The organism is Nonomuraea helvata (assembly GCF_039535785.1).
Lineage (GTDB): Bacteria > Actinomycetota > Actinomycetes > Streptosporangiales > Streptosporangiaceae > Nonomuraea > Nonomuraea helvata.
The window spans coordinates 3,229,272-3,253,586 of record NZ_BAAAXV010000001.1; the positions used below are offsets into that span (position 1 = coordinate 3,229,272).

General features: G+C 67.2%; 31 protein-coding genes and 1 pseudogene. 19 read left to right on the plus strand and 13 right to left on the minus strand.

Annotation, left to right across the window (positions count from 1 at the left end; translation table 11 throughout):
• The first annotated feature begins 10 nt into the window (after window positions 1-10).
• The 3 genes from ABD830_RS15010 to ABD830_RS15020 are packed head-to-tail and all read left to right on the plus strand — an operon-like array spanning window position 11 to window position 1,476.
• Window positions 11-361: an LLM class flavin-dependent oxidoreductase gene (locus tag ABD830_RS15010; protein ID WP_344987414.1), complete on the plus strand. Its 351-nt coding sequence runs from the start codon at window positions 11-13 to the stop codon at window positions 359-361.
• Window positions 355-1,236 carry an RNA polymerase sigma-70 factor gene (locus ABD830_RS15015; RefSeq protein WP_344987415.1) on the plus strand — a complete coding sequence of 294 codons (882 nt, stop codon included), beginning with the start codon at window positions 355-357 and terminating at the stop codon, window positions 1,234-1,236. Before ABD830_RS15010 ends, ABD830_RS15015 begins: the two co-directional genes overlap by 7 nt.
• 24 nt (window positions 1,237-1,260) lie before the next feature.
• Window positions 1,261-1,476, plus strand: a complete 216-nt coding sequence (locus ABD830_RS15020) for a hypothetical protein (protein ID WP_344987416.1) — start codon at window positions 1,261-1,263, stop codon at window positions 1,474-1,476.
• On the opposite strand, the gene ABD830_RS15025 is transcribed toward ABD830_RS15020, so the two are convergent.
• Window positions 1,471-2,358, minus strand: coding sequence for an IS5 family transposase (locus tag ABD830_RS15025; RefSeq protein WP_378521066.1), 888 nt, complete (start codon window positions 2,356-2,358; stop codon window positions 1,471-1,473). The two genes, ABD830_RS15020 and ABD830_RS15025, sit on opposite strands and share 6 nt — an antisense overlap.
• Before the next feature lie 155 nt (window positions 2,359-2,513).
• Between ABD830_RS15025 and ABD830_RS15030 the strand changes: the two genes are divergently transcribed.
• Window positions 2,514-2,690, plus strand: coding sequence for a hypothetical protein (locus ABD830_RS15030; protein ID WP_344987417.1), 177 nt, complete (start codon window positions 2,514-2,516; stop codon window positions 2,688-2,690).
• 443 nt (window positions 2,691-3,133) lie between these two features.
• Here ABD830_RS15030 and ABD830_RS15035 read toward each other — a convergent pair whose 3' ends face one another.
• Entirely contained in the window at window positions 3,134-3,508 is a 375-nt protein-coding gene (locus ABD830_RS15035; RefSeq protein ID WP_344987418.1) for a hypothetical protein, read from the minus strand.
• A 330-nt stretch (window positions 3,509-3,838) separates the two neighbouring features.
• Between ABD830_RS15035 and ABD830_RS15040 the strand changes: the two genes are divergently transcribed.
• Together ABD830_RS15040 and ABD830_RS15045 are read left to right on the plus strand one after the other, a co-directional pair.
• Window positions 3,839-4,762 carry a LysR family transcriptional regulator gene (locus ABD830_RS15040; RefSeq protein WP_344987419.1) on the plus strand — a complete coding sequence of 308 codons (924 nt, stop codon included), beginning with the start codon at window positions 3,839-3,841 and terminating at the stop codon, window positions 4,760-4,762.
• A 79-nt stretch (window positions 4,763-4,841) separates the two neighbouring features.
• Entirely contained in the window at window positions 4,842-5,888 is a 1,047-nt protein-coding gene (locus ABD830_RS15045; RefSeq protein ID WP_344987420.1) for a threonine aldolase family protein, read from the plus strand.
• On the opposite strand, the gene ABD830_RS15050 is transcribed toward ABD830_RS15045, so the two are convergent.
• Window positions 5,816-6,316: a GbsR/MarR family transcriptional regulator gene (locus tag ABD830_RS15050; protein WP_344987421.1), complete on the minus strand. Its 501-nt coding sequence runs from the start codon at window positions 6,314-6,316 to the stop codon at window positions 5,816-5,818. The two genes, ABD830_RS15045 and ABD830_RS15050, sit on opposite strands and share 73 nt — an antisense overlap.
• Window positions 6,317-6,361: 45 nt before the next feature.
• On the opposite strand from ABD830_RS15050, the gene ABD830_RS15055 reads away from it, so the two are divergent.
• Window positions 6,362-7,540, plus strand: coding sequence for a cytochrome P450 (locus ABD830_RS15055; RefSeq protein WP_344987422.1), 1,179 nt, complete (start codon window positions 6,362-6,364; stop codon window positions 7,538-7,540).
• A 55-nt stretch (window positions 7,541-7,595) separates the two neighbouring features.
• On the opposite strand, the gene ABD830_RS15060 is transcribed toward ABD830_RS15055, so the two are convergent.
• Entirely contained in the window at window positions 7,596-8,336 is a 741-nt protein-coding gene (locus ABD830_RS15060) for a hypothetical protein (protein ID WP_344987423.1), read from the minus strand.
• Window positions 8,337-8,472: 136 nt separating this feature from the next.
• Between ABD830_RS15060 and ABD830_RS15065 the strand changes: the two genes are divergently transcribed.
• On the plus strand, window positions 8,473-8,874 hold the full coding sequence (locus ABD830_RS15065; RefSeq protein ID WP_344987424.1) for a MarR family transcriptional regulator: 402 nt from the start codon (window positions 8,473-8,475) through the stop codon (window positions 8,872-8,874).
• Window positions 8,875-9,170: 296 nt separating this feature from the next.
• On the opposite strand, the gene ABD830_RS15070 is transcribed toward ABD830_RS15065, so the two are convergent.
• A complete protein-coding gene (locus ABD830_RS15070) occupies window positions 9,171-9,497 on the minus strand; it encodes a hypothetical protein (RefSeq protein WP_344987425.1) in 327 nt (108 codons plus the stop codon).
• Window positions 9,498-9,536: 39 nt separating this feature from the next.
• Between ABD830_RS15070 and ABD830_RS15075 the strand changes: the two genes are divergently transcribed.
• Complete coding sequence (locus ABD830_RS15075) at window positions 9,537-9,905, plus strand: fumarylacetoacetate hydrolase family protein (RefSeq protein WP_344987426.1); 369 nt, start codon at window positions 9,537-9,539, stop codon at window positions 9,903-9,905.
• Entirely contained in the window at window positions 9,836-10,240 is a 405-nt protein-coding gene (locus ABD830_RS15080) for a fumarylacetoacetate hydrolase family protein (protein WP_344987682.1), read from the plus strand. Before ABD830_RS15075 ends, ABD830_RS15080 begins: the two co-directional genes overlap by 70 nt.
• A 331-nt stretch (window positions 10,241-10,571) precedes the next feature.
• Here the strand turns inward: ABD830_RS15080 and ABD830_RS15085 are convergent, their stop codons facing one another.
• Window positions 10,572-10,955, minus strand: a complete 384-nt coding sequence (locus ABD830_RS15085; RefSeq protein WP_344987427.1) for a DoxX family protein — start codon at window positions 10,953-10,955, stop codon at window positions 10,572-10,574.
• Window positions 10,956-11,009: 54 nt separating this feature from the next.
• On the minus strand, window positions 11,010-11,141 hold the full coding sequence (locus ABD830_RS15090; RefSeq protein ID WP_344987428.1) for a hypothetical protein: 132 nt from the start codon (window positions 11,139-11,141) through the stop codon (window positions 11,010-11,012).
• 10 nt (window positions 11,142-11,151) lie between these two features.
• Here ABD830_RS15090 and ABD830_RS15095 point away from each other — a divergent pair, with 10 nt between their 5' ends.
• Together ABD830_RS15095 and ABD830_RS15100 are read left to right on the plus strand one after the other, a co-directional pair.
• Window positions 11,152-11,481 carry a hypothetical protein gene (locus ABD830_RS15095; protein WP_344987429.1) on the plus strand — a complete coding sequence of 110 codons (330 nt, stop codon included), beginning with the start codon at window positions 11,152-11,154 and terminating at the stop codon, window positions 11,479-11,481.
• Between the two features lie 659 nt (window positions 11,482-12,140).
• Window positions 12,141-12,275 carry a hypothetical protein gene (locus tag ABD830_RS15100; RefSeq protein ID WP_344987689.1) on the plus strand — a complete coding sequence of 45 codons (135 nt, stop codon included), beginning with the start codon at window positions 12,141-12,143 and terminating at the stop codon, window positions 12,273-12,275.
• 27 nt (window positions 12,276-12,302) lie between these two features.
• On the opposite strand, the pseudogene ABD830_RS15105 reads toward ABD830_RS15100, so the two are convergent.
• Both ABD830_RS15105 and ABD830_RS15110 read right to left on the minus strand, forming a co-directional pair.
• Window positions 12,303-12,563 (minus strand): annotated as a pseudogene (locus ABD830_RS15105) (carboxylesterase family protein); the annotation flags it as partial.
• 186 nt (window positions 12,564-12,749) lie between these two features.
• The gene (locus ABD830_RS15110) at window positions 12,750-13,853 is read right to left on the minus strand and encodes an NAD(P)/FAD-dependent oxidoreductase (protein ID WP_344987430.1); all 1,104 of its coding nucleotides are present in this window, start codon (window positions 13,851-13,853) and stop codon (window positions 12,750-12,752) included.
• Between the two features lie 116 nt (window positions 13,854-13,969).
• Here ABD830_RS15110 and ABD830_RS15115 point away from each other — a divergent pair, with 116 nt between their 5' ends.
• Window positions 13,970-15,079, plus strand: coding sequence for an IS630 family transposase (locus ABD830_RS15115; RefSeq protein WP_344987431.1), 1,110 nt, complete (start codon window positions 13,970-13,972; stop codon window positions 15,077-15,079).
• A 44-nt stretch (window positions 15,080-15,123) separates the two neighbouring features.
• Here the strand turns inward: ABD830_RS15115 and ABD830_RS15120 are convergent, their stop codons facing one another.
• The 4 genes from ABD830_RS15120 to ABD830_RS15135 all read right to left on the minus strand — a co-directional run bounded on the left by ABD830_RS15120 (window position 15,124) and on the right by ABD830_RS15135 (window position 19,118).
• A complete protein-coding gene (locus ABD830_RS15120) occupies window positions 15,124-15,486 on the minus strand; it encodes a DoxX family protein (protein WP_344987432.1) in 363 nt (120 codons plus the stop codon).
• Complete coding sequence (locus ABD830_RS15125) at window positions 15,483-16,079, minus strand: TetR/AcrR family transcriptional regulator (RefSeq protein WP_344987433.1); 597 nt, start codon at window positions 16,077-16,079, stop codon at window positions 15,483-15,485. The genes ABD830_RS15120 and ABD830_RS15125 overlap by 4 nt, the downstream gene beginning before the upstream one ends.
• A 436-nt stretch (window positions 16,080-16,515) precedes the next feature.
• The gene (locus ABD830_RS15130) at window positions 16,516-17,550 is read right to left on the minus strand and encodes a hypothetical protein (protein ID WP_344987434.1); all 1,035 of its coding nucleotides are present in this window, start codon (window positions 17,548-17,550) and stop codon (window positions 16,516-16,518) included.
• Window positions 17,547-19,118 carry a carboxylesterase/lipase family protein gene (locus ABD830_RS15135; protein WP_344987435.1) on the minus strand — a complete coding sequence of 524 codons (1,572 nt, stop codon included), beginning with the start codon at window positions 19,116-19,118 and terminating at the stop codon, window positions 17,547-17,549. The genes ABD830_RS15130 and ABD830_RS15135 overlap by 4 nt, the downstream gene beginning before the upstream one ends.
• A 57-nt stretch (window positions 19,119-19,175) precedes the next feature.
• Between ABD830_RS15135 and ABD830_RS15140 the strand changes: the two genes are divergently transcribed.
• The 6 genes from ABD830_RS15140 to ABD830_RS15165 all read left to right on the plus strand — a co-directional run bounded on the left by ABD830_RS15140 (window position 19,176) and on the right by ABD830_RS15165 (window position 24,274).
• Window positions 19,176-19,832: a TetR/AcrR family transcriptional regulator gene (locus ABD830_RS15140; protein ID WP_344987436.1), complete on the plus strand. Its 657-nt coding sequence runs from the start codon at window positions 19,176-19,178 to the stop codon at window positions 19,830-19,832.
• Window positions 19,833-19,971: 139 nt separating this feature from the next.
• Window positions 19,972-20,199 (plus strand): hypothetical protein, encoded by a 228-nt coding sequence (locus tag ABD830_RS15145; RefSeq protein WP_344987437.1) that lies wholly within the window; start codon window positions 19,972-19,974, stop codon window positions 20,197-20,199.
• A 177-nt stretch (window positions 20,200-20,376) separates the two neighbouring features.
• Window positions 20,377-21,417 (plus strand): ABC transporter substrate-binding protein, encoded by a 1,041-nt coding sequence (locus ABD830_RS15150; protein ID WP_344987439.1) that lies wholly within the window; start codon window positions 20,377-20,379, stop codon window positions 21,415-21,417.
• A gap of 33 nt (window positions 21,418-21,450) precedes the next feature.
• Window positions 21,451-22,347 (plus strand): ABC transporter permease, encoded by an 897-nt coding sequence (locus ABD830_RS15155; RefSeq protein WP_344987441.1) that lies wholly within the window; start codon window positions 21,451-21,453, stop codon window positions 22,345-22,347.
• Complete coding sequence (locus tag ABD830_RS15160) at window positions 22,344-23,129, plus strand: ABC transporter permease (RefSeq protein ID WP_344987443.1); 786 nt, start codon at window positions 22,344-22,346, stop codon at window positions 23,127-23,129. Before ABD830_RS15155 ends, ABD830_RS15160 begins: the two co-directional genes overlap by 4 nt.
• Window positions 23,129-24,274, plus strand: a complete 1,146-nt coding sequence (locus ABD830_RS15165; protein WP_344987445.1) for an ABC transporter ATP-binding protein — start codon at window positions 23,129-23,131, stop codon at window positions 24,272-24,274. The genes ABD830_RS15160 and ABD830_RS15165 overlap by 1 nt, the downstream gene beginning before the upstream one ends.
• Window positions 24,275-24,315: the final 41 nt, after the last annotated feature.

Genomic DNA, 24,315 nt, shown 5'->3' on the forward strand with positions numbered 1-24,315 from the left:
TGGAAAAACTGTGCCACGACAATTTTGCTTCGGAGCGAACCTCTACATCCCCGGCGACAGGGCCGTCTGGGTCGCCAAGTGCCGGGACGCCGAGCGATCCAGATACGACGTGATCAGTATCGCCGATCATGTCGGCCTCCCTCCCTGCTTTCCCGCGCTCGTCCTGGCCGCGGAGAATACCGAACGCATCCATCTCAACACACTGGTACTCAACGCCGCGTTCTACAACCCGGCACTGCTCGCCCGCGAAGCCGCGGGAACCGACCAATTCACCGATGGCCGCCTCGAAATCGGGCTCGGCGCCGCCGGGAGGCGGATCGCAGGTCAGGCGGGCGGCCGGGGAGGCTTGTACGCGTGGTAGTGGACGCGGTCGAGGAGTTCGAACGGCACCGGGCACGGCTGTTCGGGCTGGCCTACCGCTTGCTCGGCTCGGCCGAGGAGGCCGAGGACGTGCTTCAGGACACGTTCCTGCGCTGGCATCGGGCGCAGGACTGGACCGTCGAATCGGCGTCGGCCTGGCTGACGAAGGTCGCCACCAATCTGTGCCTGAACCGGCTGACGTCCGCGCGGTCCCGCCGGGAGAGCTATGTCGGCACATGGCTGCCCGAACCGGTGCCCACCGCTGACGGCGCTCTGGGGCCACTCGATACCGCCCAGCGCCGTGACTTGGTCTCTCTGGCCTTCCTCGTGCTGCTGGATCGGCTCAACCCGGTCGAACGGGCGGTGTTCGTGCTGCGCGAGGCGTTCGACTACAGCCACCGGGAGGTTGCCGAGGTCGTCGGGCTCTCCGAGGCGAACGCGCGCCAGCTCTACCACCGCGCCCGCCGGAGGCTGCCGGCGAACGCCGGCTCCCCGCCCGGCGACCGGACGCGCCGCCGCGACCTGGTGGAACGCTTCCTCGCCGCCGCCGAGGACGGTGACCTGGCCGGGCTCGAACGCCTGCTGGCCGAGGACGCGACCGTGTGGGTGGACGGCGGCGGACGGGTCGGCGTGGCCAGGCGCCCCATCGCCGGCCTGGCCCGGGTGCTGCGCTACCTAGGCGGCGTCCTGAACATGACGGCCGGACAGGTGCGACTGAGGCTGTCGGAGGTGAACGGCGATCCCGCGATTCTCGCGCTGGCCGGAACCGACCTGATCGGCGTGCTGGCCCCGGACGTCGAAGGCGAGCACGTCACGGGCCTGCGCATCATCGCCAACCCGGACAAGCTCACTTTCTTGGCCCGGTTGTCACATTAGGCGCGGCCATCCGGTTCCTAACGGGTGACCACGCGCCGCCGGGCGCTGCGCCGGCTCCGCGCCGGTCTGGCCTTTCTCACCGTGACCCAGTTCGGCGTCGGCTGCTGGGCCCTGCTGTGGCCCCGCTCGTTCTTCGACGTCCCTTTCGTGGGCATGCGGATGCCGTACAACGCCCATCTGATGATGGACTACGGCGCGATGAGCCTGGCCACCACGATGATGCTAGGTCGTGTTTCATAAGGCATTGAGCCACTGGTTGATCGCAGCGATGATGACGACGGCTTCGTAGCGTACGGCGAGCTTGTCGTAACGGGTCGCCATGCCGCGGTTGCCTTTGAGCAGGTTGATGCCGCACTCCACAGCGTGACGCAGCCGGTAGAACGCGGGGTCGAAGGCGGGCGGGCGACCTCCCTTCGATCCCTTGGCTCGCCGGTGAGCGTCCTGGTCGGCCTTGCTCGGAATGCACGCCTTGATCCCACGCCGGCGCAGATGAGTCCGGTTGGCCTTGCTGGTGTAGGCCTTGTCGGCCAGGACCCGGTCCGGGCGGGTCCTGGGACGGCCACCGCCGAGGCGGGCCACCCGGATCTTGCCGAGCACCGGTATGAACTGCGGGCTGTCGCCCCGCTGCCCGGCGGTCACCACCGCAGCCAGCAGCTTGCGGCCCTGCTCGCAAGCCAGATGGGTCTTGGTGGTCAGCCCGCCGCGCGAGCGCCCCAGGCCATGATCGGCCGGCTCGCTGTGCACCCCGCCGGGTGGTTCCTTTTGCAGGTGACCGTCCCGGCGTGCTCCGGCCGCGTGCTGGTGAGCCCGGGTGATGGTGGAGTCCACGCTCACCGTCCAATCGATCTTCCCGGCGGCGTCCGCACACGCCTGCAAGGCCGCCAGGATCCGCGCCCAGATCCCCTCCCGCTGCCAGCGCCGGAACAAGCCATACACGGTGAACCAGTGGCCGTAGCAGGCAGGAACGTCCCGCCACGGCGCCCCGGTCCGGATCCGCCACCGGATCCCGTCGATCAACTGACGCTTGCTCCACTTCGGCGGACGCCCCTTGCCCGATGCGGCAGGCAGATGCGGCTCCAGCGCCGCCCACTGCGCATCAGTGAGGTCGTGCCGCCTCGTCACCACTACGCTGGTCACGAGGTCTCCGGTATTTCGTTCTTCTTGGTCGTTGAACCACCTACCGGAGACCTCTTCGTTCAACGATCACCGACACGCCTCACACACGTGATCTTTCGAAACACGGCCTAGGCGCGGCCTGTCTCGTACCGCGCCGGGTCATGGCTCGTACGGCGCTGGCCGCCTACCTGACGTTCGCCGTGCTCCACCTGATGATCCACATCCGGCTCCTGCGCCACCTCACGCAGGCGGAGGGCGCCGCCCTGCTGGCCGGGCTATCCGCGATGATCATGATCGCGCTGGCGTTGCTGTTCCTGACGGCACGGCTGGAACCCTGACTCGCGTCCTGCTCTCACCTGCCGGCAGCGCCCTCGACATACACGCCTACATGGGCGAACTGGTCGTACAAGGATCCCTGCGAGGATCTCGCTGAGCACGATCACATCGTGGCCACCGTGGCACGGATCTCGTGAAAGGCAAGGGCGACTCGCACCTGTTCGGCTGTGACCTGGTGCCGGGCGAAGTCCGCAGCCGGAAGCTCGGGCCACGGCGGGGTTGATCAGCGTGTCCGGCAACGGCTCGCCCGAGCTGGTGCAGACCGCCGGATCGCACAGCATCGCACGCTCGTGCGGGTCGTCGATGACGTCGTCAACGTCACCCACAGTGCCAACCTCTAAGATGACGCTGTCGGGATCGGCCAGCACGCTCGCCGCCCACGCGGCCGCGTCCCACCGTTCCCCGGCGCCTTCGGCTGCCGCGGGCGGCACGTCGTGGGCGATGCTCATCTGAAGTGGGACTCGTGGGCAGCCGGCACGCGTCGCAAGTGGCGGGCGTTGAAAGGATCCGATCGAGGAGATCTCGGCGCAGGCCGCCGATCCAGCGTTCGGCAAACGCGTTGGCCTGCGGAGCCCGGTGGACTCTTGAGAATGCGGATGCCTGCGGCCGTGAAGACTTCGTCGAACATCGCGGCGAACTTGGTATCCCGATCGCGGATGAGGAACCTGAACCCCTCCGCCCTGTCCCCGGGCTCGATCATCAGGTTTCTGGCCTGCTGTGCAACCCACGGCCCGGTCGGATGCTCGGTGACGCCGAGGACGTGCACCCGGCGGGTGGTGATCTCTATGACGACCAGGCAATACAGGCGCTGGAACAGCACGGTGTCGCAGTGGAAGAAGTCGCACGCCAAGATCCCCTCAGCTTGAGCACGCAGGACTCACTCCAGGTTGGTCCCGCGCCTCGTGGCGCTGGGTCGATGCCGGTCTTCTTCAAGATGAGCCACACTGCGGAGGCCCCGGCCCGACAGCCCGGAGCGGCGAGCTCCCCGGCGATCCGCCGGTAACCCTGCTGCGGGTGGAGCCAGGAGTTGATCGCAGCGCGCTTGCGGTTCCAGGCCGCCGACGTCTCGACGGGCACCGCCCACGCTTGAAGGCTTGACGGCTCTTCAGCGCTCTATGGCGCACTGCGACGGATAAGCTCTGATGAGGACTTGCCGCTGGATCGGAAAGGCCAGCTTATGCTTGAGGTTCGACGGCTCAGGCTTCTGCACGAGCTCGCGCACTACGGCACGGTGTCCGCGACCGCAGAGGCGCTTCGGCTCACAGGGCCCGCGGTGTCCCAGCAACTTGCGGCGCTGGAACGAGAGGCGGGAACGGCGCTGCTGGAGAAGCGGGGACGCACCCTGGTGCTCACCGCCGCCGGTCAACTGCTGGTCTCCCACGCAGACATCATCCTGGCCGACGTGGCCGCCGCGGAATCGGCACTGGCGTCGCTGCGGGCGAACGGCTCCGGTACGGTACGCCTCGCCGCGTTCCCTTCCGCGGCGCGCAACCTGGTCGCCCCCATTTGGACAGCCGTGCCAGGAGTCACGCTGCGCCTGGTGGAGCAGGAACCGGACTCCGCCACGGCAACGCTCATGCACCGGGAGGTCGACATCGCGGTGGTGCACAGCTACACGCTGTTGCCACGGGAAATGCCGGTCAACTGCGAAGAACACGCCATCGCCGATGATCCGGTCCTGCTTGCCCTCTCTCCCGAGACCGCGCGCGAGCGAGGGCTCGCCCAGGGACAGAAGGCGAGCTTGGCGAGGTTCGCCGACTCCCCTTGGCTAGTGCCCTCAAAGGAGTACAGCTGCCATGAGATGATCCAGCGCGCCTGCGGGGCGGTGAGCTTCGTGCCGGACGTCGTCGCCGAAGCCACTGACTTCGCCGTGATCGTCGCGCTGGTCGCGGCAGGAGCCGGTGTGGCGCTGGTCCCGCGGATGGCCCTGCCCCAAGCCCACGCGCCGGTCAGTCTGCATCCCCTCACGAAACCGGTAGTGCGGAAGATCTACGCCCTCACCCGCACAGGCGTTGCCCGGCGACCGGACGTACGGGCCGTCCTCGGAGCGCTGAGCGCCGGCGTCGACAACTAAGAACGAGAAGCTGCCCTTTTCGTTTAGCAAACTAAAAGCAACTAGTGCTTATCCATTGTCAGACGCCATCCTGGTTGGCATGACCCTCATCGATCTGCGAAGTGACACCTGCAGCCAGCCGACCCGGGCCATGCGCGAGGCGATGGCGTGGGCCGACGTCGGCGACGACGTCTACGGCGACGACCCCACCGTCAAAGAACTGGAGACCGAGTCGGCCGCTCTGCTCGGCAAGCAGGACGCGGTGTACATGCCGAGCGGCACCATGACCAACCAAGTCGGCATCCGCGCCCACACCGAACCCGGCGACGCGGTGCTGTTCGACCAGAACGCACACGTGTACCTGCTCGAAGGCGGCGCGCCCGCCGCATACTCGGGCACACTGCCCAGGTTGCTCCCGGGGATCCGCGGCATCTTCACCGCCGCCGACGTCGCCGCCGCGGTTGGGCGGCCGCATCCGTTCTTCCCTTCCACGGTGCCCGCCCCGGTAAAGCTGCTGTGCATCGAGAACACCCACAACCTCGGCGGCGGAACGGTGTGGCCGCTCGAACAACTACTCGCCGCGACGGCCGCCGGACGCCAACTGGGACTGAACCTGCACCTCGACGGAGCCCGGCTCTGGCACGCCAGTGCCGCGACCGGGATCGACGTGGCTGAGTACGCGGCGCCCTTCGACACGGTCAGCGTCTGTTTCTCCAAGGCTCTGGGCGCCCCTGTCGGGTCATGCCTGGCTGGCCCAGCGGAACTCGTGGCCCGCGCCCGGCGGTTCAAACAGCAGATCGGCGGCGGCTTCCGCCAAGCCGGGATCGTGGCCGCCGGCGCGCTGTACGCGCTGCGTCAACATCGCTCCCAGCTGCCAGAGGTCCACGCCAACGCCAAGCGGTTCGCCGTAACGGTGTCGCAGATGGACGGAATCGACCTTGACCCAGCCCATGTCGAGACCAACATCGTCCTCTTCCGACTGACCCGCGGCAGCTCAGCGGCATTCGTCGACCAGGCCCACCGGCTTGGCCTGCACGTGCTGCCTTCAGGCGCCGACGGCATCCGCGCGGTGTTCTACCTCGACATCTCGGCCGACGACGCCGACCGCGCCGCAACCGTCGTCGGGAAGACCCTCGCCGCCCTGTGACACCCCGCACCACGGCGCGAACCTGTCGGACCCGCCATGCCCGGCGCCTTCCTGCAGCTGCTGCGGCCGGTATCCGGCCACGACGCAGAAGCCCAGGCCCACACAGCGCATGAGAAGCCGCCACATCCCATCCGCCGACACCGGGCCATGGCCGCCGTGAACCACGCCATCTGATCGACCCGGTAGCGGTCACGCCGCTCTCCCGGATCGCGCTTACGGGACACCATCCCGATCCGCATCAGGTATTTCACCGCACCCGAGATTGCCGACGGTCCTACCTGGAGTCGATCGGCCAGTTCGGCGGCGGTGAGACTGCCGTCGTCGGAGACGAGAAGTGCGGCGAAGACCCTGGCCGCCATCCGGGGATAGCCGGATTCGGGCATGAGCATCGCGAACCGCTCGAGAAAGCCGCTGGCGTCGAGTGTCATCCGCGCAAGTTTACATAGTTCACGAAGTACGTGAAGGAGTACCACATGGAGCTGCTGCCGGTCGCCCGGAAGCATCCCTTCGACCCGCCCGCCGCGCTCAGACAGATGGCCGCAGATGGCCCGCTGCACCCGCTGGCCTTCCCTGATGGCCACGTCGGCTGGGTGGTGACCCGCATGTCGACGGCTCGAGCCGTGCTGAGCGATGCGCGCTTCAGCGCCCGCCAGGAACTGCGACACATGCCGTATCCCCATCCGCTCGGTCAGGAGTCGCCCGCACCCGCCATACCCGGCTGGTTCCTCCGGATGGATCCGCCGCTACACACCCACTACCGGCGGCTGCTGACCGGCCAGTTCACCGTGCGCCGGATCAACCGGCTGATCCCGCGAGTCGAGCAGATAACCGGGGACCACCTGGACGCGATGGAACGCGCCGGCTCTCCCGCAGACCTGGTCCAGGATTTCGCTCTGCCGATCCCATCCCTGGTGATCTGCGAGTTGCTCGGTGTGCCCTACCGAGAGAGGGAGGAGTTCCAGCACACCACGTCCATGGCGCTGCGGCTCGACGCGGACAAGCAGGACGTCATCGCCGCGCTCACCGACCTGCACGACTTCTTCGTACGGCTCGTCGCCACCAAACGCGACGAGCCTGGCGACGACCTCCTCAGCGGCCTCATCGCGGGCGGCGAGCTGACCGACGAGGAGCTACAGGCGATCGGCATGCTGTTGCTGATGGCGGGACACGAGACGACGGCGAACATGCTCGCGCTCGGTTCCTGGACCCTGTTGCGCCATCCCGAGCAACTGGCGGCCCTGCGTGCAGACCCCGGCCTGATCGACGACGCCGTCGAGGAGTTGCTGCGGTATCTGTCCATCATCCAGTTCGGCGCGCAGCGTGCCGCACTGGAAGACGTCTGGCTGGACGGCACGCTGATCCAGGCAGGGCAGACAGTGGTCATCTCAATCCCTGCGGCTAACCGCGACGGCACGAAATTCACGGATCCCGACACGCTCGATTTTGCCAGGGACGCCGCCGGGCACCTCGCCTTCGGGCACGGCGTCCACCAGTGCTTGGGCCAGCAGCTGGCCAGGATCGAGATGAGGGTCGCCTACTCGGCGCTGTTCCGTAGGTTCCCGGGCCTGCGACTGGCCGTTCCCGATGAGGAGATCCCCCTGCGCACGGACATGGCGATCTACGGAGTGCACCGCCTGCCGGTCGCCTTCTAAGGATCCCAAACGGTGACGGAACCAGAGCCCATCACGCGTAGGCCGGTAATTCCTTCTACCCCCTTGATGTGATGGCGGCGATGAAGGCGGTCCAGTCGGGGTCAGAGCGGCCGAGCCTGGCCGCGGCCTCCGCGATGGTTGCAGCCGCCTGGTCGGCCAGCCATGCGGCGCTGCGGAGCATGGTGGCGGCGGCTGCTGGATCGGCGCGTACGCCATGTGGAGACAAGTCTTGGCCGCGCATGGCATGGACGGCAGCATGCAGCAGCTGGGCGGCGAGGCCATAGGCAGTGCCGGCCGCGGTGGTGTGGGAGAGCGCCGTGAATCTGGGGCGGGCCGCGTCTGCGAGCTCCGGTGTCAGAAGAGCCGCCGTCAACCGCGGCCAGGCTGCGGCCATCTTCTCGACCAGCCATCGTGAGAGCTGTCCATATTCCGCAGCGGCCGCCTGGAGCCGTCCCTCGATGGCGGTGAGTTCCGCGGGTGCGGGTTCGTCCTCCATGAACAGGATGCCGGTCGTCGCCACAACCACCGGGTCGTTGAGGTCCGTGCAACCGACCGCGCCGTAGGCACTGTCCACAGGAACGGGGTGATGCTCGCCATCCGGCGCCTCCAGCCAGCGATCGGCCAGTACCTTCAGCGCGTTCGAGTCGCGACGCAAGGTCGCTGCTTCCTCCAGTTTCAGCAGAGAGTGGTAGCGCTCGTGCTCGCGATGCGCTCGGGCCACCTCCAGCATCCCTTGTAGCAGCAGCGGCTCCGGAGAGCTGCGGTTCTCCTGCGTCGCGTCCGGATGGGCGTCCATGTGGTTCCTCTCGTCGGAATCGGAGATGGTGCTCTCTCCCAGAATTTGTTCGTGTATTAACAGTTCGTCTACATCCTAATCTGGCTTCATGAGCACAAGTCAGGAGCCCGAGTGGTCGTCCTTTTATTTGATGCGCTTGATCCTGCAGGAGCACGGCTTGCGCTGGCAGGGCCAGCTGCCAGGCCTGACACGGCCGCAGTACGCGGTGCTGCGAGTGATCGATGCCAAGCCCGGGATCGAGCAGATGGCGGTGGCCCGCGCCGCCGCCATGGACAAGGCCACACTCGCCCCCTTGCTGCTCCGACTGGAGAGACGCGGGTTGATCACGCGTGAGGTCGACATCGACGACCGCCGACGGCGACTCGTCCGGCTCACCGCCGCGGGCAGGCACACTCTCAGGGCGGCATCTTCCTGCGCGAACGCCCTCAACAGCAAGATGCTGGATCGGCTCACTTCCGCCGAGCAGCGACAGTTGCACACGCTGCTCGGCAAACTCGCCGACCGGCCCGTGTCCGAATCCGCATCGCATCTCTGCTGACTCCGAACTGACAGGTTCACCATCACCGACGCCAGTGGCCTGCTCATTACGGTCGCCGCGATGGCGGCGAACTAGCAGGACCCGCAACGGCGCCAAGCCCGCCCTGTTGTCGGCGTACCTGACCACGCCGGCCACATCTCCGCCTCGGCCTTGTCCGCCGCGCCGTCCAATGCCTGATCGAACTCGGTGCCGTCCCCAGCAGCCACGAACACCTCCGCTCCCGAGTGACCCGCGCATTTCGGTGAGTGGGCACGGGTGAGCGAGCATGATCTCGTTGGCTGGGGGCGGCGGCGTGGTCAGCCGCGATGGACAAGGCCCGGGAGCGCGAGATCGATCATCCGGTCGAACTCCGTACGCAGGGAGAACGCCTCGTCGGCGCGGACCCATCGGCACAGCACGCCAATGTAGAGGTCCATCAGCAGCTGGGCCGCCTGGCGGACGCCGACGGTCGCCGCGAGCGTGCCGCTCTCCCTTCCCCGTTCCATGCAAGAGACCAGGACGTGCGAGGAGGACGGCGCGAAGACACCGTCAGTCGCGTCGCCTCCAGAGCTCAGCCACATACGCAGGATGATCCCGGTGAGCTCGCGATCACGAGTGTTGATGTCGGCCAGCTCGGCGGCCATGCCCTTCAGGCACGTCTCGAGCGACTCGTCGTGCAGGTGATGACGCTCGGCGAACTCGTCCAGCGCCCGCCGCCGTCGTGCGGCCCACTCACCGAGGAACTCCTCTTTGCGCCCGCAGTAGTTGAAGACCGTGGTCCGGGCGGTGTCGGCGTGCTCTGCGAGCCGCCGGTGTGGGACCAGGTGCCCGCCTTCTACTTCGGCAACGCCGGTGCCGTCGTCGGGCCGTACGATCCGGTGCTCATCCCGCCGGGCTCCGCCTGGCTCGACTATGAGCTCGAAGTGGCCGCCATCGTCGGTATGGGGGGCACCGGCCTGTCACCGAATGCGCCGGACGGCACATTGCCGGCTACACCTTCTTCGGCGACTGGACAGCACGCGACCTGCAGATCCGCGAATCCGAGATGCTGATCGGCCAGGGCAAGGGCAAGGACGGAGCCATAACGCTGGGACCGTGGCTGGTGACGGCCGACGAGATGGAGCCGTACCGGTGCGACGACGGCCTCGCCATCGAAGTCAGCGCGTACGTCAACGATGCCCGGCTCAGCCACGGCACTCTGCGCGGCATGCGGTGGTCGTTCGACGAACTGCTGTCCTACGCCTCGCGCGGCGCCCAGCTGTTTCCGGCGATGTCATCGGGTCGGGCACGATCCCGTACGGCTGCCTGGTCGAACGGTTCTCCGCGACAGGCCCGAGCGGATCGCCCGGTCCCGCGACCAGTCCAGGCGGCTTCCCCGGCTGGCTGAGGCCAGGCGAGGACGAGATCTTGGTGTGGCCCGCGGACATGCCGGGGGTCGAATGGGACTTCCGCGCGGAGCTACGCGACGTTCGGCTGTTCCCGTACGAGTGACGGGCGGGTGCTCTACGTCGGCACCTTCTCCAAGATCACACAGGCACTGGGCCTGTACCGGGGCGCGGACGATCGGCTCGGCGAGGCCAACGTGCTGACGAACACGAATCTGGGTATCGCTGAACAGGTCGAGGAGTACGACCAAGCTCTGTTCGGAAGCATTTGTCGCTCAGCGCCCGCTCGACTGCGGGAAGGGATCCCTGGTCCTGGCGCAAGTACATGGCCGCTTACCCGGCCTGGACAGCCGAGGTGCTGGCGACAGCTGCAGCCCAGGCGATGTAGCCGAGGTTGACCACGATTCGTGCTGTCACGCCAGCGGGGCGATCCAGCCATCGCCTTTGGGCTCGTGTGGTGTGAACGAGCGCGTCGACGTGCGACACCAGGTAGCCCGTGATCAGTACGGCGGCAACCCAAGCTGCCATAGCTCTGGTGGTTGGGAGAAGAATGAAGGCGCCAACAACGACCTCGATTGCGCCGCTCACGGCCACCACCGCTCCCGGAAGCGGCACCCAGGCAGGCACCAACGTGCGGAAGTAGGTGGGAAACACCCAGTGCATGATGCCGGTCACGATCAGAAGAAGAGCGAGTGCCAACGCCGCGATGCCATCCATGAGGCGATGGTTGCGCCCCGGCCTGCCAAGAGTCTTGAACGAATCGACTGTCCGTCACTTGTCGCCCGCCCGGCGTTGACCGTCTTCGCCGAGGATCGTCCCGCCACCGTAACCGCCCATGCCCATCCCGTCTGGAAGGTCGTGCTGAGCACACGGGGCCATGTCGAGGTCCACCACTTTGGGCATGCGCCGGTGCGTGCTCCCGGTGTGGTCATTCCCCCCCCAATTGCTGCACGCCTGCATCACGACAGGCAGCTATGTCGCGGCCTTCGTCGAAGTGTCTCGCGTTGCTGCGCACCGGATGTCAGGCCCATGGCCGCTGGAGGCGCCGGTGGTTCACCGCCTGCTGGCCGTTGCTGCTGAGGAGATACCGGAGGAACTGGTCGGCCTCCTTGGCAAGCCGAGCGCACTCGATCCGCGGCTCACGCACGTGCTTGATCGCCTGGCCACCACCGAGCGGCTGGACGACCTGGCCGCCGAGGTCGGATTGTCACCATCGCGGCTGCGCGCCCTCACCCCATGCTGAGATCAGTACACCGCTCACCCGGCTTCGCCAATGGTCCCGACTCCGCACCGCCATCCTGGGCTTACGGGACAACCCTCCATCCGTGGCCGCCCACGCGGCAGGCTTCGCTGATCAAGCTCATCTGACCCGGATCGCGCGCCGCCTCCTGGGCCGCACTCCGGCCTCGCTCAGGCGCGCACTGACATAGGATGACGTACCTTGCAGCACCCCTTCCACAGGCCTTCGTCCTTTGCCCTCCAACCACCTGATCGTCGGATGAAGTTCGCCGCCGTGGGGTTGCCAACCTGGTTGTCTTCCGGTCAGCGGAGTGCAGAGAAGGCGGTCGCCGACCAGAGTGCTCTGGCATCATGGTCATCGGCGACTCGAGCGTGCCGAACATCAGCGGCATATCCAGGCCGTGGCAGGCGCCCAGTTGGGTGGATGCCCAGGTCAGCTCGTAGGCGTAGGCCCGTCCAGTGCGTGTCGGCGAGCAGGACGCTCGGCATCCTGAACAGCCAGTCAGATATGCTGCGGCCGTACGGTTGCTCGCTGGAGGCCCGCGGCATCGCCGTGCGGTAGACCGCGTTGGCGTCCGCGGGGGCGAGCATACGCAGCGCCGGGTCGAGCAGGTCGTCGACCTGGCCGCCCATTGACAGGACACCAGTGACCCTCACCGCTCGGTGCGGCCGGTGATCTTCTCGGTGGCGACCGCGCTCACCGCCGCGATCAGTTCCTCAGGTTCCGCCTGGTACGGCGAGGCGCCGCCGAGTCGCTTCCCGATCGCCTCGGTGACGCGGCCGGCCAGGCCGGGGTGAGGAAACGTCGGGCACGCTCCCGGAGAACGCCCGCCGGAACAGGCCGGTGGCCGAGGGCATGGTCATCAGGCAGGCGATAGCGCCCGCTCCGGCCGGCACGCCGAAGACCGTGAGGCTGCCCGGGTCGCCGGCGAACGCCGCGACGTTTTCCCGCACCCAGCGCAGTGCCGAGACCTGGTCGAGCAGGCCCCGGTTCGGAGGGGGTCTCGAGGCGGCCGTAGCCCTCCATGCCGACGCGGTGGTTGAACGTGACCAGCACCAAACCCTCGGCCGCCAGTCGCCGACCATCGAATTTCCCCCGCCCGCTGCTGGCCGCTATCGACTACAGGCCCGAACCCGCAGGGAGAACACCAGCCGAGCTTGTCCAGTACGCAGCCGGCATTGGCGCCTTAACATGAGACGAGGTCAGTCGAGCGTGTTATTGATCTGTGGGCCCTAAATTCCCGGCTTCGGGTTAGGGATCGGTTCATCTAATTAGATGAACGTGCGCGCCCCAGGGTGGCGCATGACAAAGATGGTACTGCGGACGATGGCCTCCTTGTAGGCGGCAGCGGCACGGCCGGTGAGCACGGCTCCGATGGGGGTATCGTCGGGGCGTACGAACTGGATGAGCCCGTCCTTCCTGCCCAGGCTGACGCACTGGTTGAAATAGCGGAACTGCACCGGCTTCGGCGTCCGCCCGCGCAGGCGGTCGGCAATGACGCGGGCGGCGTGCTGCGCGGAGGGCATCCCCGTTGCGCACGCCATCCGCAGTTCCTGGCCGTTGGGGCGGCGTACGGCGGCGGCGTCGCCGACCCCGTAGATCTCTGGATGCGACACCGACCTGAGCGTCTCGTCCACGATCATGCGGCCGTGGTCGTCGACCGCGATGCCGGCGTCGCCCGCGAGCGCGGGCACGCTGAACCCGGTGGTCCATACAACGGTGTCCGCGGCCACGTGGCTACCGTCGTGCAGGACAACCCCGTCCTCGCGTACCTTGGCGACCTTGACCCGGTCGACGACCTCGATGCCCAGGCGGTTGACGACCTTCCAGAGGTAGCGCCTGCCACGCCTGGACAGCGCGGTGCCCAGCGCGCCCGAGGTGACCAGCCGTACCTTCAGTCCTGGCCGAGCCTCGGCCAGCTCGGTCGCCGCTTCGATTCCGGTAAGCCCGGCACCCACCACGACCACCGACTGGCTGTCGCGCAGGCGATCCCTGAGCCTGGCCGCGTCCTCGTAGGTCGAGACCGTGAACGCGTGCTCCGCAGCTCCCGGCGTCGATCCCGGGTCGGTCCTGCTGCCCAGCGCGTAGACCAGAATCTCGTACGGCACTGCGGGGGAACCGGCCAGCGTGACCACCCTGGCCTCCGTGTCGATGGCGGTCACGGTGTCGACGACGAGCGAGACACCGGTGCCGCGCAGGAGATCGCTGAGCGGGAGCGGGTTAAGGCTTTCACCGGCGGAGAGCTGGTGCATGCGCACGCGCTCGACGAAAGCGTCCCGGGCGTTGATCAGTGTCACGTGGGCGTTGGTGAGCTTGGCTGTGCGCTTGGCGGCGATGAGACCGGAGTAACCGGCGCCGATAACCACGATGTTCATGACCTATGAACCGGATCCCGACCCCGTTCGTGACAGGCGCTGGATGTGATCTGCATCGCTCGAGCCGGGATGCGGCCTAGTGTCCTGAGTCAGTAATTCGTCTATGGTTCTTCGCTATGGGACGTCCGGGACCGAAGGTCGAGCCGCTGCATCTGACCGATGGCGAGCGGGCTGAGCTTGAGCGGTGGGTACGGCGACGCAAAGGCGCCCAGGACATGGCGTTGCGGGCCCGGCTGATCCTGGCGTGTGATGCGATCGGCGAGGACGACTTGCCCGTGTCCACCAAGGTGGTGGCGGAGGAGGTCGGGGTATCGCGCGAGACGGTCTCGAAGTGGCGTCGGCGCTTCCTGGCTGACCGGCTGGCGGGCTTGGCCGACGAGCCGCGTCCTGGCCGGCCTCGGACGGTGAGCGATGAGCAGGTGGCGGAGCTGATCGCGCGCACCTTGGAGACCAAGCCCGCCAACGCCACGCACTGGTCGACGCGGTCCATGGCCAAGCAGGTGGGCCTGTCGCAGTCGACGGTGTCGCGCGTCTGGCGAGCCTTTGGCCTGCAGCCGCATCGCTCGGAGACGTTCAAGCTGTCAGCCGATCCGTTTTTCGTGGAGAAGGTGCATGACGTGGTCGGTCTGTATCTGGATCCGCCGGAGCGGGCGCTGGTCTTGTGCGTGGATGAGAAGTCGCAGATCCAGGCGCTGGATCGCTCGCAGCCAGTGCTGCCGATGATGCCGGGCGTGCCCGAGCGGGCCACCCATGACTATGTCCGGGCCGGCACCACCACGTTGTTCGCGGCTCTGGACGTGATCTCGGGCAAGGTTATCGGCGCTCTGCATCGCAGGCATCGCGCGGTGGAGTTCAAGAAATTCCTGATCAAGGTGGACAAGGAGGTCCCGGCCGAGCTTGATGTCCACCTGATCTGCGACAACTACGCCACTCACAAGACGCCCGCGATCAAACGCTGGTTGCTGGCGCACCCGCGCTTCCACCTGCACTTCACCCCGACCGGCTCATCCTGGCTGAACCTGGGGGAACGCTGGTTCGCCGAACTGACGACCAAGCAGCTACGACGCGGCGTCCACAAGACGGTCCAAGCGCTGGAGAAAGACATCCGCACCTGCATCGCCTCCTGGAATGACGACCCCAAGCCTTTCGTCTGGACCAAGACCGCCGAAGAGATCCTCGCCGCCCTCGCCTCATATTGTCGGCGAATTACTGACTCAGGACACTAGAAGATCACTGAAGATCTTGTTCTTGGTGGTCTGTGGCCTACTACTCACACGACGTACGAGACGGTCAGGACGGCGACCGCGAGGGAGAGCATTCCCAGGCAGTTCAGCCAGAACTCCTTCCGGAGAAACCGTGCCCGGATGTGGGCGTAGACGGCGCACAGGAAGTAGGCGACAACCCCCACGTTCGCCGCGAGACCGATCCCGTCGTACTCCAGTCCGGCGACAAGGCCTGCCGCGGCGAGCAGCTTGATCACGATGAGTGTCCACCACCATTCGCGGGGCAGGCCTACCCCGTCGAGGCAGTCCCGGATGAAGGCCGGTGGACGGATCGACAGCAGTGCGTCAACAAGCAGGGCGAGGGCAAGCAGTGCCGTGGGCCACCAAAGACTCGGGACGTCGAACATCATTCCTCCGGTCTGTTCACAATGAGGCTGACGACGTCGCGAAACTGCTCGCGCCCGACGTCATCGGGAAGCGTCCCGTTCGACATCGTCATCAGGATGCCGAGGTAGGCGAAGTAGATCGATCGGGCCGCCCTGCCCGCGCGGTCCTCGTCGTGCCCCGCTCGGGAGAGCACCTGCTGGATCTCGCCGATCAGGGTCAGCCTGAGGTTCTGGAAGATCGCAGAGTCGTGTCGGCCACGTACAATCGTCGCCGCGTATTCGCGTGACAGCTCGCGGTCGAGCACGAAGTAGTCAAAGAACGGCTCGGCCAGCGCGATGACGTCGTCGACCGCGTCGGCCAACGGCTGTTCAGATCGGGCTCGGTCGCGTTCTCGGTGCATGGCATCGATCCAGCCGTCGAAGATCGCCACGAGCAGCCCATGCTTGTCGCCCACCGCCATCACGCTGCCCGCGCTGAGTCCGGCCTCGGCGGCGATCTGCCGGACAGTCGTCGCGTCGAAGCCCCGCTCGCGAAACAGTCGCTCCGCGGCCGCGAGCACCTTCCCCCGCGAGAGCTGACGTCGTTCCGCACGAGACTGAACGGGTTCAGTGAACATGTTCGGAACCTAGCGCGGACTTGGCCTGCTCGCAACCGCTCGATGAGTGGATGCAGATAACAGGCAGTTGAGGTGGTCAGCTGTTCGACGCGCTGCCAGACAGCCGGAAAGTCGATCGACCAGTGTCACAAGCCCGGCTCACGAGTCAGGCTGATCCGGGCGTGCTTGGGCCGGATGATGTTGGCCAGGTCGACGATGTCGGCGCCACAGCGGCGGCGCGAGGCGACCACCACCCCCAACGGCCCCGCCCCACCCACCGTCTGGACACCGGCAATGAGCCCATCGCGATCGCCTCCACGCCGCACGGTAGAAGACGACCCCGCCCACCGCGACCCAACCCTTAAAATCCCAGCTCAACCAGTCCCTGAGAAGGAACCGCACCCATCGCCAATGACGCATTGGATGCACCTGTGACCGTTGTGCAGTACTTCCGGGGTCAACGCCGTTCTTGACGCAGACCGCTGCATAGGATCAGCAGATAACCTCCCACCGCCCATGCGAGCAGTACGGTGATCGGCTGGGTCAGGCCGGCGCCGTCGAAGTACAGCAGGCTGCGTCCGGCTGCCATGAACGCATTCGGCGGGAGTAACGGACCAATGGCACTCATCCATTGGGGTAGGAACCAGACGGGGACGCTGGCGCTGCTCGTCGCGTTGCCCAAGGTCATGGTCGTCAAAGCGACGATTGCCACTCCAGGCGGGCCCAGCGCGCAAACCAAGCCAAGCCCGGCGCCGATGATGGCGAGGAGGTAGAGCATCGACAGCCCGGCCATCTGCCAGGGGCTGTGCGGCAGGACGTTCAGCCCGGGGCCGAGCATGGTGAATGCCGCGAGCCCTGCGACGATGGCCGCTACCGGGACGAGCAGCGCTCGCGCAGTCCTGGAAAGTGCCTTGGCTATGACGGCGACTGCGATGATGCCGACGATGCCCGGTATGAGCAGTGATCCGAGCAGTGTTGCCACGGCGATTCCTTGCGGATCGCTTTCAGGCAGCGGCGCGACATCATGGACTCGCAGGCGAAGCCCGGCTATGGTGGCCGCCTGCTGGGCCAGCGCGGTGATGCTCTGACTGACCTTGAGACCTTCGCCGCCGGCGATGACGGCGGTGAGCGCGGTGGAATCCACGCACATGGCAGCGACCACCTCTCGGTTCCGCACCGCCTGCTCGGCCGCGCCGACGCTGCTGTAGAGGCGTATTCGAAAGGCGCCTTGCTTCCATGTGGTCAGCTGTCGGCCCAAGCCGGTGACAGTGTGGGATGGGCCGGCGATGCCGAGCGGCATGGCGTGCGGCTTCATGTCGCTGACGGATGCGCCCGTGAAGAACCCGAAGATCAGAGCTGCCATCGCGGGCAGCACAACGATGACAGCTGACAGTCGCCACATTGGCGAGATGACGGGTCTGGGTGCCGGATCGGGATCGTCGGGGAGCGAACCCAGCTCGCCGGTTTCGGCAGGCGGCCTCGAGGTGTTCACGAGCCGTCTTTGCTGGTTTCGGTGCGCTCGGACGAGCGTTGACGGGATGAAAGCAACATCCGGCGTTCGCTGTAGGCGGGGTCGTTCGCTGCGGTGACGAGAGTATCGAAGCGCATGGTGCAGCGGCGAAGCTCGCTGTACGCCTCCCATACCGGGACGCCCGGGGTGTTCGGATTTCCGGTGCGGACAAAGGCTGCCACGGCCCGCCGGAAAGTGTGGCCGATCGGTTCGACACCCGCAGGGTCGACGTCGCGGAACATAGGAGAGGCCGACCAGGCTGGAAGATTGCCGAACAGCAGCGGAATGTCCACGGTGTGGCAGGCGCCGAGGGTCGGAGATCTCCAGTCCACCTGGTAGACGAAGCCAGGATGACCGTGGCGGGCGCGCGCCTCGGCGACCTGAAGGGCTGGGAGCCGGACCAGCCGATCGGTAGTGATGTCGGCCAGGACTTGAGACGCGGATGCGCCGGGCCGCCGGGCTGCGTAGTGGTCATAGACGGCCTGTGGGGCCGCGTCGGGCGCCAGGCGTTCCACGATCTGCAGGATGGTGTCGCGCGTGATGGCCGCGGACGCGGGGTCGATGGCCAGGAACGGGTTCATCTCCTCGGCGGTAGCACCGATCAGGACGTCGATGCCAGGGGCAGCACCGGTGGCGACGGCGGGCAGTACAGGCCCGGGCAGCCCTGGGGCGCCGGCGATCGGATGCATCGGCGGGGCCGGGGCGCCGATGCGTCGCCGGCCGCTGTCAGCGACGAGTCGCTGGTATGCGGTGATCAGCTCTTCGGCCGGAAGGTCACGCATGCGGTGGGCTGTCGCGACGCTCAGGCCGAGAAGACGCAGATATTCCTCTCCCGTCTGTTCGGCTTCCTGCGGTGACGGCATCTCAATGCCGAGGGGACCGCTCTGGGCGAAGACCCGATGGAAAAGGCCTGTTGCCGAGGGGGAACTCAGGAGCGCCACAGAGGTCACCGCGCCTCCGGACTGTCCGGCCACGGTGACGCGGTCGGGGTCGCCGCCGAAGTCGGCGATGTTCTCCTGCACCCAGCGCAGCGCCGAGATCGCGTCCAGAAAGCCCATGTTGCCCTCGGCGATGCCTGGGACACGCAGGAAACCCAGGGGACCGAGCCGGTAGTTCGGTGTGACGACGACGATGTCTTCGGCGGCGGCCAGGTTGCGGCCGTGGTAGCCCGGCCAGGCGCTGGCGCCGCTGAGCCAGCCGGAGCCATGGATCCATACCAGCACGGCTCGGGGCTTGCCGGTGACACCAGGAGTCCAGACGTTCAGGGTGAGGCAGTTGTCCTCGGCTTGCGCCAGCGCTGGCGAGCCGGTGAGCAGTTGCATCGCATCCGCGGGTCTGGCCGGGTTGGCGGGTGGCTGCGGAGCGGCAGGGCCGAAGGCGGTCGCCGGACGGACGCCATGCCATCGGGCAGGCGGCTGCGGAGCGGCGAAACGCAGGTCGCCGACCGGGGCGGCGGCGAAAGGCACGCCGAGGAAGCATGCGACGCGCCCGTCCCAGTTTCCCTGAACAGCGCCCTGCTTGGTGGTGACCACGGGGTTGGGGTCGTTCATGACCATCCTTGAGATGAGAAGGAATGTTCGTTCTCATCACTTCAGCACACCTTGGGCATGGTTGACAAGAACGAACGCTCCTTCCATTCTCGGAGGGTGCCTGTCTCACACAGTCCAGCCGCCGACACGCGCCGTCAGCACGTCCTGGCGGCCGCGCGCCGCTGCTTCCTGGACAACGGCTTCCACGCGACCTCCATGCAGGACATCTTGCGGGAAGCGCAGATGTCGCCCGGCAACCTCTATCGCTATTTCCCCGGCAAGGACGCCATCGTCCTGGCGATCGTGGAAGCCACCCTGGCCGAGGTCACCGCCGCGTTCGAACAAACGCTGCTTGACAAGCCGCCCCCGCTGCTGGAGGCCCTCACCGAGATCCTGCGCGCGATCGAACGACTGGACGACGACGAGGGCACACCGCGACTCGCGATCCAGATCTGGGGGGAGTCCCTACGAAACCCGGCGATGGCCGCGCTCTTCGCCGATGCCATCGCACCCGTCAGACATTGGTTCACCCAACTCGTCGAAGCCCATCAGGACCGTGGCCTCACCTCCGGCCAGGTGCCACCGGAATACCTGGCCAATGTCCTGCTTGGCACCATCCATGGCTTCATCGTCCAAAGAGCACTGCTCAAGCTCGATGCCGCCAGCTATGCCGAGGGGCTGCGAGGCATGCTCGCTGCCCCAGCCGGTCCAAGCGGTGCAAGCAAATCGTCTTGACGGTTCCCCCACCAACCGTAGACAGTCACCTTCCCCTCGCGATCAGCGCAAACCCGCTGGGCCAGGTGCTCGCGCAGGGCGGCACCCCGGGGAAGCCGATCTGGCCTGGGTCCAGTCGCGCACGGAGCGTGCCGCGAGGGTGACCCAGGCCTTCCAGGTCGGGATCCTGCGGGACCTCTCTCCCAAGGATCTGAGCAACGACACGGCACAGCACGTGCCGCCGATCTCCACGGCGTTCCGGGCGCTGCCGCCGCTGCGCCGTCTCTTGGGCCTCTTCATCGGCATGGGCGTCCGCCCCGAGCACATCGCCGCGTGGTCACGTCGGCGAGCTTCGGCACGGGAATCGCCAGGAACTGCGATGCCGTAGTCCGGGTTCAGGAAAGTGATTCATTTCCAGATAGTCGAAATCGGACTGTCACGCAGTGGTGATGAGAGGTGGCCGGAACCACAGTGAGTCCACCCACCTCGCCGGCCTCGCCACTCCCGTGACATGCGAGCCGAAGCGGCGGTGGTCTCCTCGTACGCCCCCCGATGGAGCACTGTCATGATCAAACTCGTCCCATGCGCCACAGCCGTATCGGCGGCCGTGGCGCTGCTCACCGGATGCGGCAGCGAAACCGGCCCGGCCGGCGCCGACAGATCCGTCGTGTTCGTCGGAACCGGTGGAACGTACCAGGCCGCGCAGCGCGAGGCGTTCGTCAAGCCGTTCACCGCGTCCTCCGGCATCAAGGTCGTCGAGGATCAGCCCGTGACTTACGCCAAACTCAAGACCATGGTGGACAGCGGGCGTGTCACCTGGGACGTCGCAGAAGCGGACCCGTACTACGCCATCGCGAACTGCGGAAGGTATCTCGAGAAAATCGACCGAACCGTGGTCGACGTCTCCTCGATCGACAAGCGGTTGGTCTCGGACTGCGGGATCCCCGACATGAAGACGGCTTTCCTGCTTGTCTACAACACCGAGAAGTACGGTGCCCAGCCTCCCCAGTCCTGGCGCGACTTCTTCGACACCGCCAGGTTTCCCGGCAAGCGCGGGATGATGAACGACGCCAAGGAGGGCGGCCTCGAGATCGCGCTCGTGGCCGACGGCGTGCCGACTGATCAGCTCTACCCCATCGACTACACCCGGGCCTTCCGCAAGCTCGACACCATCAAGAAGGACCTGAAGTTCTTCACCACCGGCGCGGAACAGCAGCAGGCGATGGAGACGGGGCAGGTCGACATGGTGCTCGCCTGGCCAGGACGGGCGAGCCAGGCCGCGCGCAACGGCGCCAAGATCGCTCCGGTGTGGAATCAGCCGATGTTCTTCTGGGACGTCCTGGTGGTGCCCAAGGGGACGCCGCACAAGGCGGAGGCGATGAAGTTCATCGCACACGCGATCACTCCCGCGGCCCAGACCACACTCACCCAGCACATCGCCTACGCCCCGATCCACCCCGGCGCGAAGTTGCCCTCGGATGAGGTGATCCGGCAGTACCTCCCGCTCGGACAGGACAAGGGCACCGGATTCCTGCGTGACATGTCTTGGTGGGCACAGAACCTGGACCCCGCCACGCAGAAGTGGACGGCCTGGGTTTCGGGCTGACCAGAAGTCGCGACTCGTAGGCAGGAGGGCGTCATGCTCGTTTCATCCACTCCCGCTGCGCCCACCCCACCGGTGGAAAGATCCCGCTGGCGGACGGGCGGGCGCCACGGCGTGCTGCTCGCCGTGCCCGCCGTAGGCCTGCTCGGCGCCGTCTTCCTGGTCCCGGTGGCGGGTCTTGTCTGGACGAGCTTCGCCGATCCGGCGCTCGGGCTCGCCAACTACCGGGAACTGTTCACCGACGGGGTCAGCGTGGTCGTCGTGCTGCGCACCTTGCGCATGGCGACGATCGTCACCCTGGTCACGCTGGTGCTGGCGTACCCGTACGCCTACCTCATGACGGTGGTCGGCCCGCGTGCCCGTTCGGTCATGGTGGCCCTGGTGCTGCTGCCGTTCTGGACCAGCCTGCTGGCGCGGACGTTCGCCTGGATCGTCCTCCTCCAGGACAACGGGCCGGTCAACGACCTGCTCACCGCGGTCGGGCTCGGCCCGCTGGAGCTCGCCGGGACGGAGGCCGGCGTCACGATCGGGATGACGCAGGTTCTGCTTCCGTTCATGACCCTTCCCCTGTACGGGACGCTGCGGACGATCGACCGGCGGCTCATCGACGCGGCGCTCGTCCTCGGCGCACGGCCCCTGACCGCGTTCCGCCGCGTGTACCTGCCGCTCTCCATGCCCGGTGTGGTTGCGGGCGCGGTGATGGTGTACATCCTCGCGCTGGGTTTCTACGTCACGCCGGCGATGCTCGGCTCGCCGGGCGAGTCGATGGTCTCCCAGCTGATGACCGTCCGCATCACCCAACTACTGGACTTCGGCGGTGGCGGCGCGCTCGCCACGGTGCTGTTCCTGCTCACGCTTCTCCTGCTGGCCGTGGTCTCGCGCTTCGGGTCCGTGGGCGCCGCCCTCGGCATGGCACCGAGGGGTGACCGTTGACGGGCGGCGGCCGACGCGCGGGTCTGGCCCTGCGGCTGGTCAGTGTGCTGGTCGGGGGATTCCTCGTGGCTCCGGTCTTCGTCGTGGTGCCGCTCGGGTTCACCGACAAGGACAGCTTCGAGTTCCCGCCGTCCGGCTGGTCGCTCCGTTACCACGTTCGCTTCTTCACCGACCCCGCGTGGGTGGAGCCCTTGCTGACCTCCCTCGCGGTCGCCGTGATGGTCACGCTGACGGCGACGGCCACCGGCACCCTGGCGGCGTTCGCGATCACGCGCCTTTGCCGTGGCCGCGCGGCCCTCCAGGGACTGCTGCTCGCGCCCATGATCGTGCCGAACGTGGTCGTCGCGCTGGCGATCTACGCGGCCTTCCTGAGCTGGGGGCTCGTGGGCACCGTGGAGGGCCTCGTGCTGGCGCACGCGGTGCTCGCGCTGCCGTTCGTCGTGATCACCGTCGGGGCGAGCCTGCGGACCCTCGACGTCCGGCTGGAGCGGGCGGCCGCGAGTTTGGGGGCCTCGCCGTTCGCCACCTTCCGGCGGATCACGTTGCCGTTGATCGCACCCGGCGTCATGTCGGGGGCCGTGTTCGCGTTCGTCACCTCGTTCGACGAAGCGGTCATCTCGCTGTACCTGCAGTCGCCGCACCTGCGCACGCTGCCGGTGCAGATGTTCACGAGCGTCTCCTCGGACGTCGATCCCACCATCGCGGCGGGGTCGACAGTGATCCTCGTCGTGACGACCGCGCTCATCCTCCTTCCCGACTTCGTGAAACGGAGAACTTCCTGATGGCCGAGATGCGAGGGGCCGCCGTCCGGCTCGTCGGCGTTTCCAAACGGTACGCGGACCATCAGCCGCCCGCGGTCGACGACGTCCACCTGGAGATAGGCGCAGGCGAGTTCATGACACTGCTCGGGCCCAGCGGCTCGGGCAAGTCGACCACGCTCAACATGATCGCCGGGTTCGAGCGGCTCACCGCCGGAGACATCATCATCGACGGGGTCAGGGTGGCTTCCCTGCCGCCGTACAAGCGTGATCTCGGCATGGTCTTCCAGCACTACGCGCTCTTCCCGCACATGACGGTGGCGCAGAACGTCGCCTTCCCGCTGGAGCAGCGGAATGTGGGGCGGCCCGAGGCGCGGCGCAGGGTGGCCGACGTGCTCGAACTCGTCGGACTGGAGCACCTGGGCGACAGGCTGCCCGGGCAGATCTCGGGCGGTCAGGCGCAGCGGGTGGCCCTGGCCCGCGCGGTCGTCTTCGAGCCGCATGTGCTCCTCATGGACGAGCCGCTGGGCGCGTTGGACAAGAAGATGCGTGAGCAGCTCCAGGGCGAGATCGCCCGCATGCACCGCGAGCTGGGCATCACCTTCGTGTTCGTCACCCACGACCAGGAGGAGGCGCTCGCTCTGTCCGACCGGATTGCGGTCTTCGACCGCGGCCGGATCGCGCAGGTGGACACCCCGAGGGAGCTGTACGCACGCCCGTCCTCGTTGTTCGTCGCCGATTTCCTCGGAGAGTCCAACGTGTTCACCGGGACGATCAGTCAACGGCACGGGAGAATGTCGCTCGTCGGCGAGGGCTACGAGCTGCGGACGGACGACGACGGCGCAAGGCTCGTGGGGACCGCCGGCGCCGTCGTGGTGCGGCCCGAGCGGACCCGTCTGTCGGTGGACGACGTGCCGGTCGAGCACGGCGTGAACGCGATGACCGCCACGGTCACCGGCATCGTCTACCAGGGCGCCTCACGGAAGGTGGCGTTCCGGACCGAAGCCGGGACGAGCGGAAGCGCCCGGGAGCCGGCCGGCGGCGAGTCCGCGGCCAGGCCCGGTGACCTGGTCACCGTGTGGTGGCGGGTGGCGGACGGCGTGGTCGTCCCCGCACACGGCGCGCCGGCCGCGGAGCCGTCCGGCGTCGCCCTCGCCGAGCCCAGGTGAGCCGCAGCGGTCCGTGCCCCTTGTTCCGGCGGTGCCGGTTG

Coding starts and splice junctions, on each gene's coding strand:
- ABD830_RS15075 (WP_344987426.1), top strand. CDS start 9,537: ATGACGCTCGGCGAACTCGTCCAGCGCCCGCCGCCGTCGTGCGGCCCA.
- ABD830_RS15140 (WP_344987436.1), top strand. CDS start 19,176: ATGGTTGACAAGAACGAACGCTCCTTCCATTCTCGGAGGGTGCCTGTC.
- ABD830_RS15135 (WP_344987435.1), bottom strand. CDS start 19,118: ATGAACGACCCCAACCCCGTGGTCACCACCAAGCAGGGCGCTGTTCAG.
- ABD830_RS15090 (WP_344987428.1), bottom strand. CDS start 11,141: ATGCCCAAAGTGGTGGACCTCGACATGGCCCCGTGTGCTCAGCACGAC.
- ABD830_RS15050 (WP_344987421.1), bottom strand. CDS start 6,316: ATGACACTCGACGCCAGCGGCTTTCTCGAGCGGTTCGCGATGCTCATG.
- ABD830_RS15115 (WP_344987431.1), top strand. CDS start 13,970: ATGGGACGTCCGGGACCGAAGGTCGAGCCGCTGCATCTGACCGATGGC.
- ABD830_RS15120 (WP_344987432.1), bottom strand. CDS start 15,486: ATGATGTTCGACGTCCCGAGTCTTTGGTGGCCCACGGCACTGCTTGCC.
- ABD830_RS15070 (WP_344987425.1), bottom strand. CDS start 9,497: ATGGCCGCCGAGCTGGCCGACATCAACACTCGTGATCGCGAGCTCACC.
- ABD830_RS15060 (WP_344987423.1), bottom strand. CDS start 8,336: ATGGACGCCCATCCGGACGCGACGCAGGAGAACCGCAGCTCTCCGGAG.
- ABD830_RS15030 (WP_344987417.1), top strand. CDS start 2,514: ATGGCTCGTACGGCGCTGGCCGCCTACCTGACGTTCGCCGTGCTCCAC.
- ABD830_RS15150 (WP_344987439.1), top strand. CDS start 20,377: ATGATCAAACTCGTCCCATGCGCCACAGCCGTATCGGCGGCCGTGGCG.
- ABD830_RS15165 (WP_344987445.1), top strand. CDS start 23,129: ATGGCCGAGATGCGAGGGGCCGCCGTCCGGCTCGTCGGCGTTTCCAAA.
- ABD830_RS15125 (WP_344987433.1), bottom strand. CDS start 16,079: ATGTTCACTGAACCCGTTCAGTCTCGTGCGGAACGACGTCAGCTCTCG.
- ABD830_RS15045 (WP_344987420.1), top strand. CDS start 4,842: ATGACCCTCATCGATCTGCGAAGTGACACCTGCAGCCAGCCGACCCGG.
- ABD830_RS15155 (WP_344987441.1), top strand. CDS start 21,451: ATGCTCGTTTCATCCACTCCCGCTGCGCCCACCCCACCGGTGGAAAGA.
- ABD830_RS15110 (WP_344987430.1), bottom strand. CDS start 13,853: ATGAACATCGTGGTTATCGGCGCCGGTTACTCCGGTCTCATCGCCGCC.
- ABD830_RS15085 (WP_344987427.1), bottom strand. CDS start 10,955: ATGGATGGCATCGCGGCGTTGGCACTCGCTCTTCTTCTGATCGTGACC.
- ABD830_RS15055 (WP_344987422.1), top strand. CDS start 6,362: ATGGAGCTGCTGCCGGTCGCCCGGAAGCATCCCTTCGACCCGCCCGCC.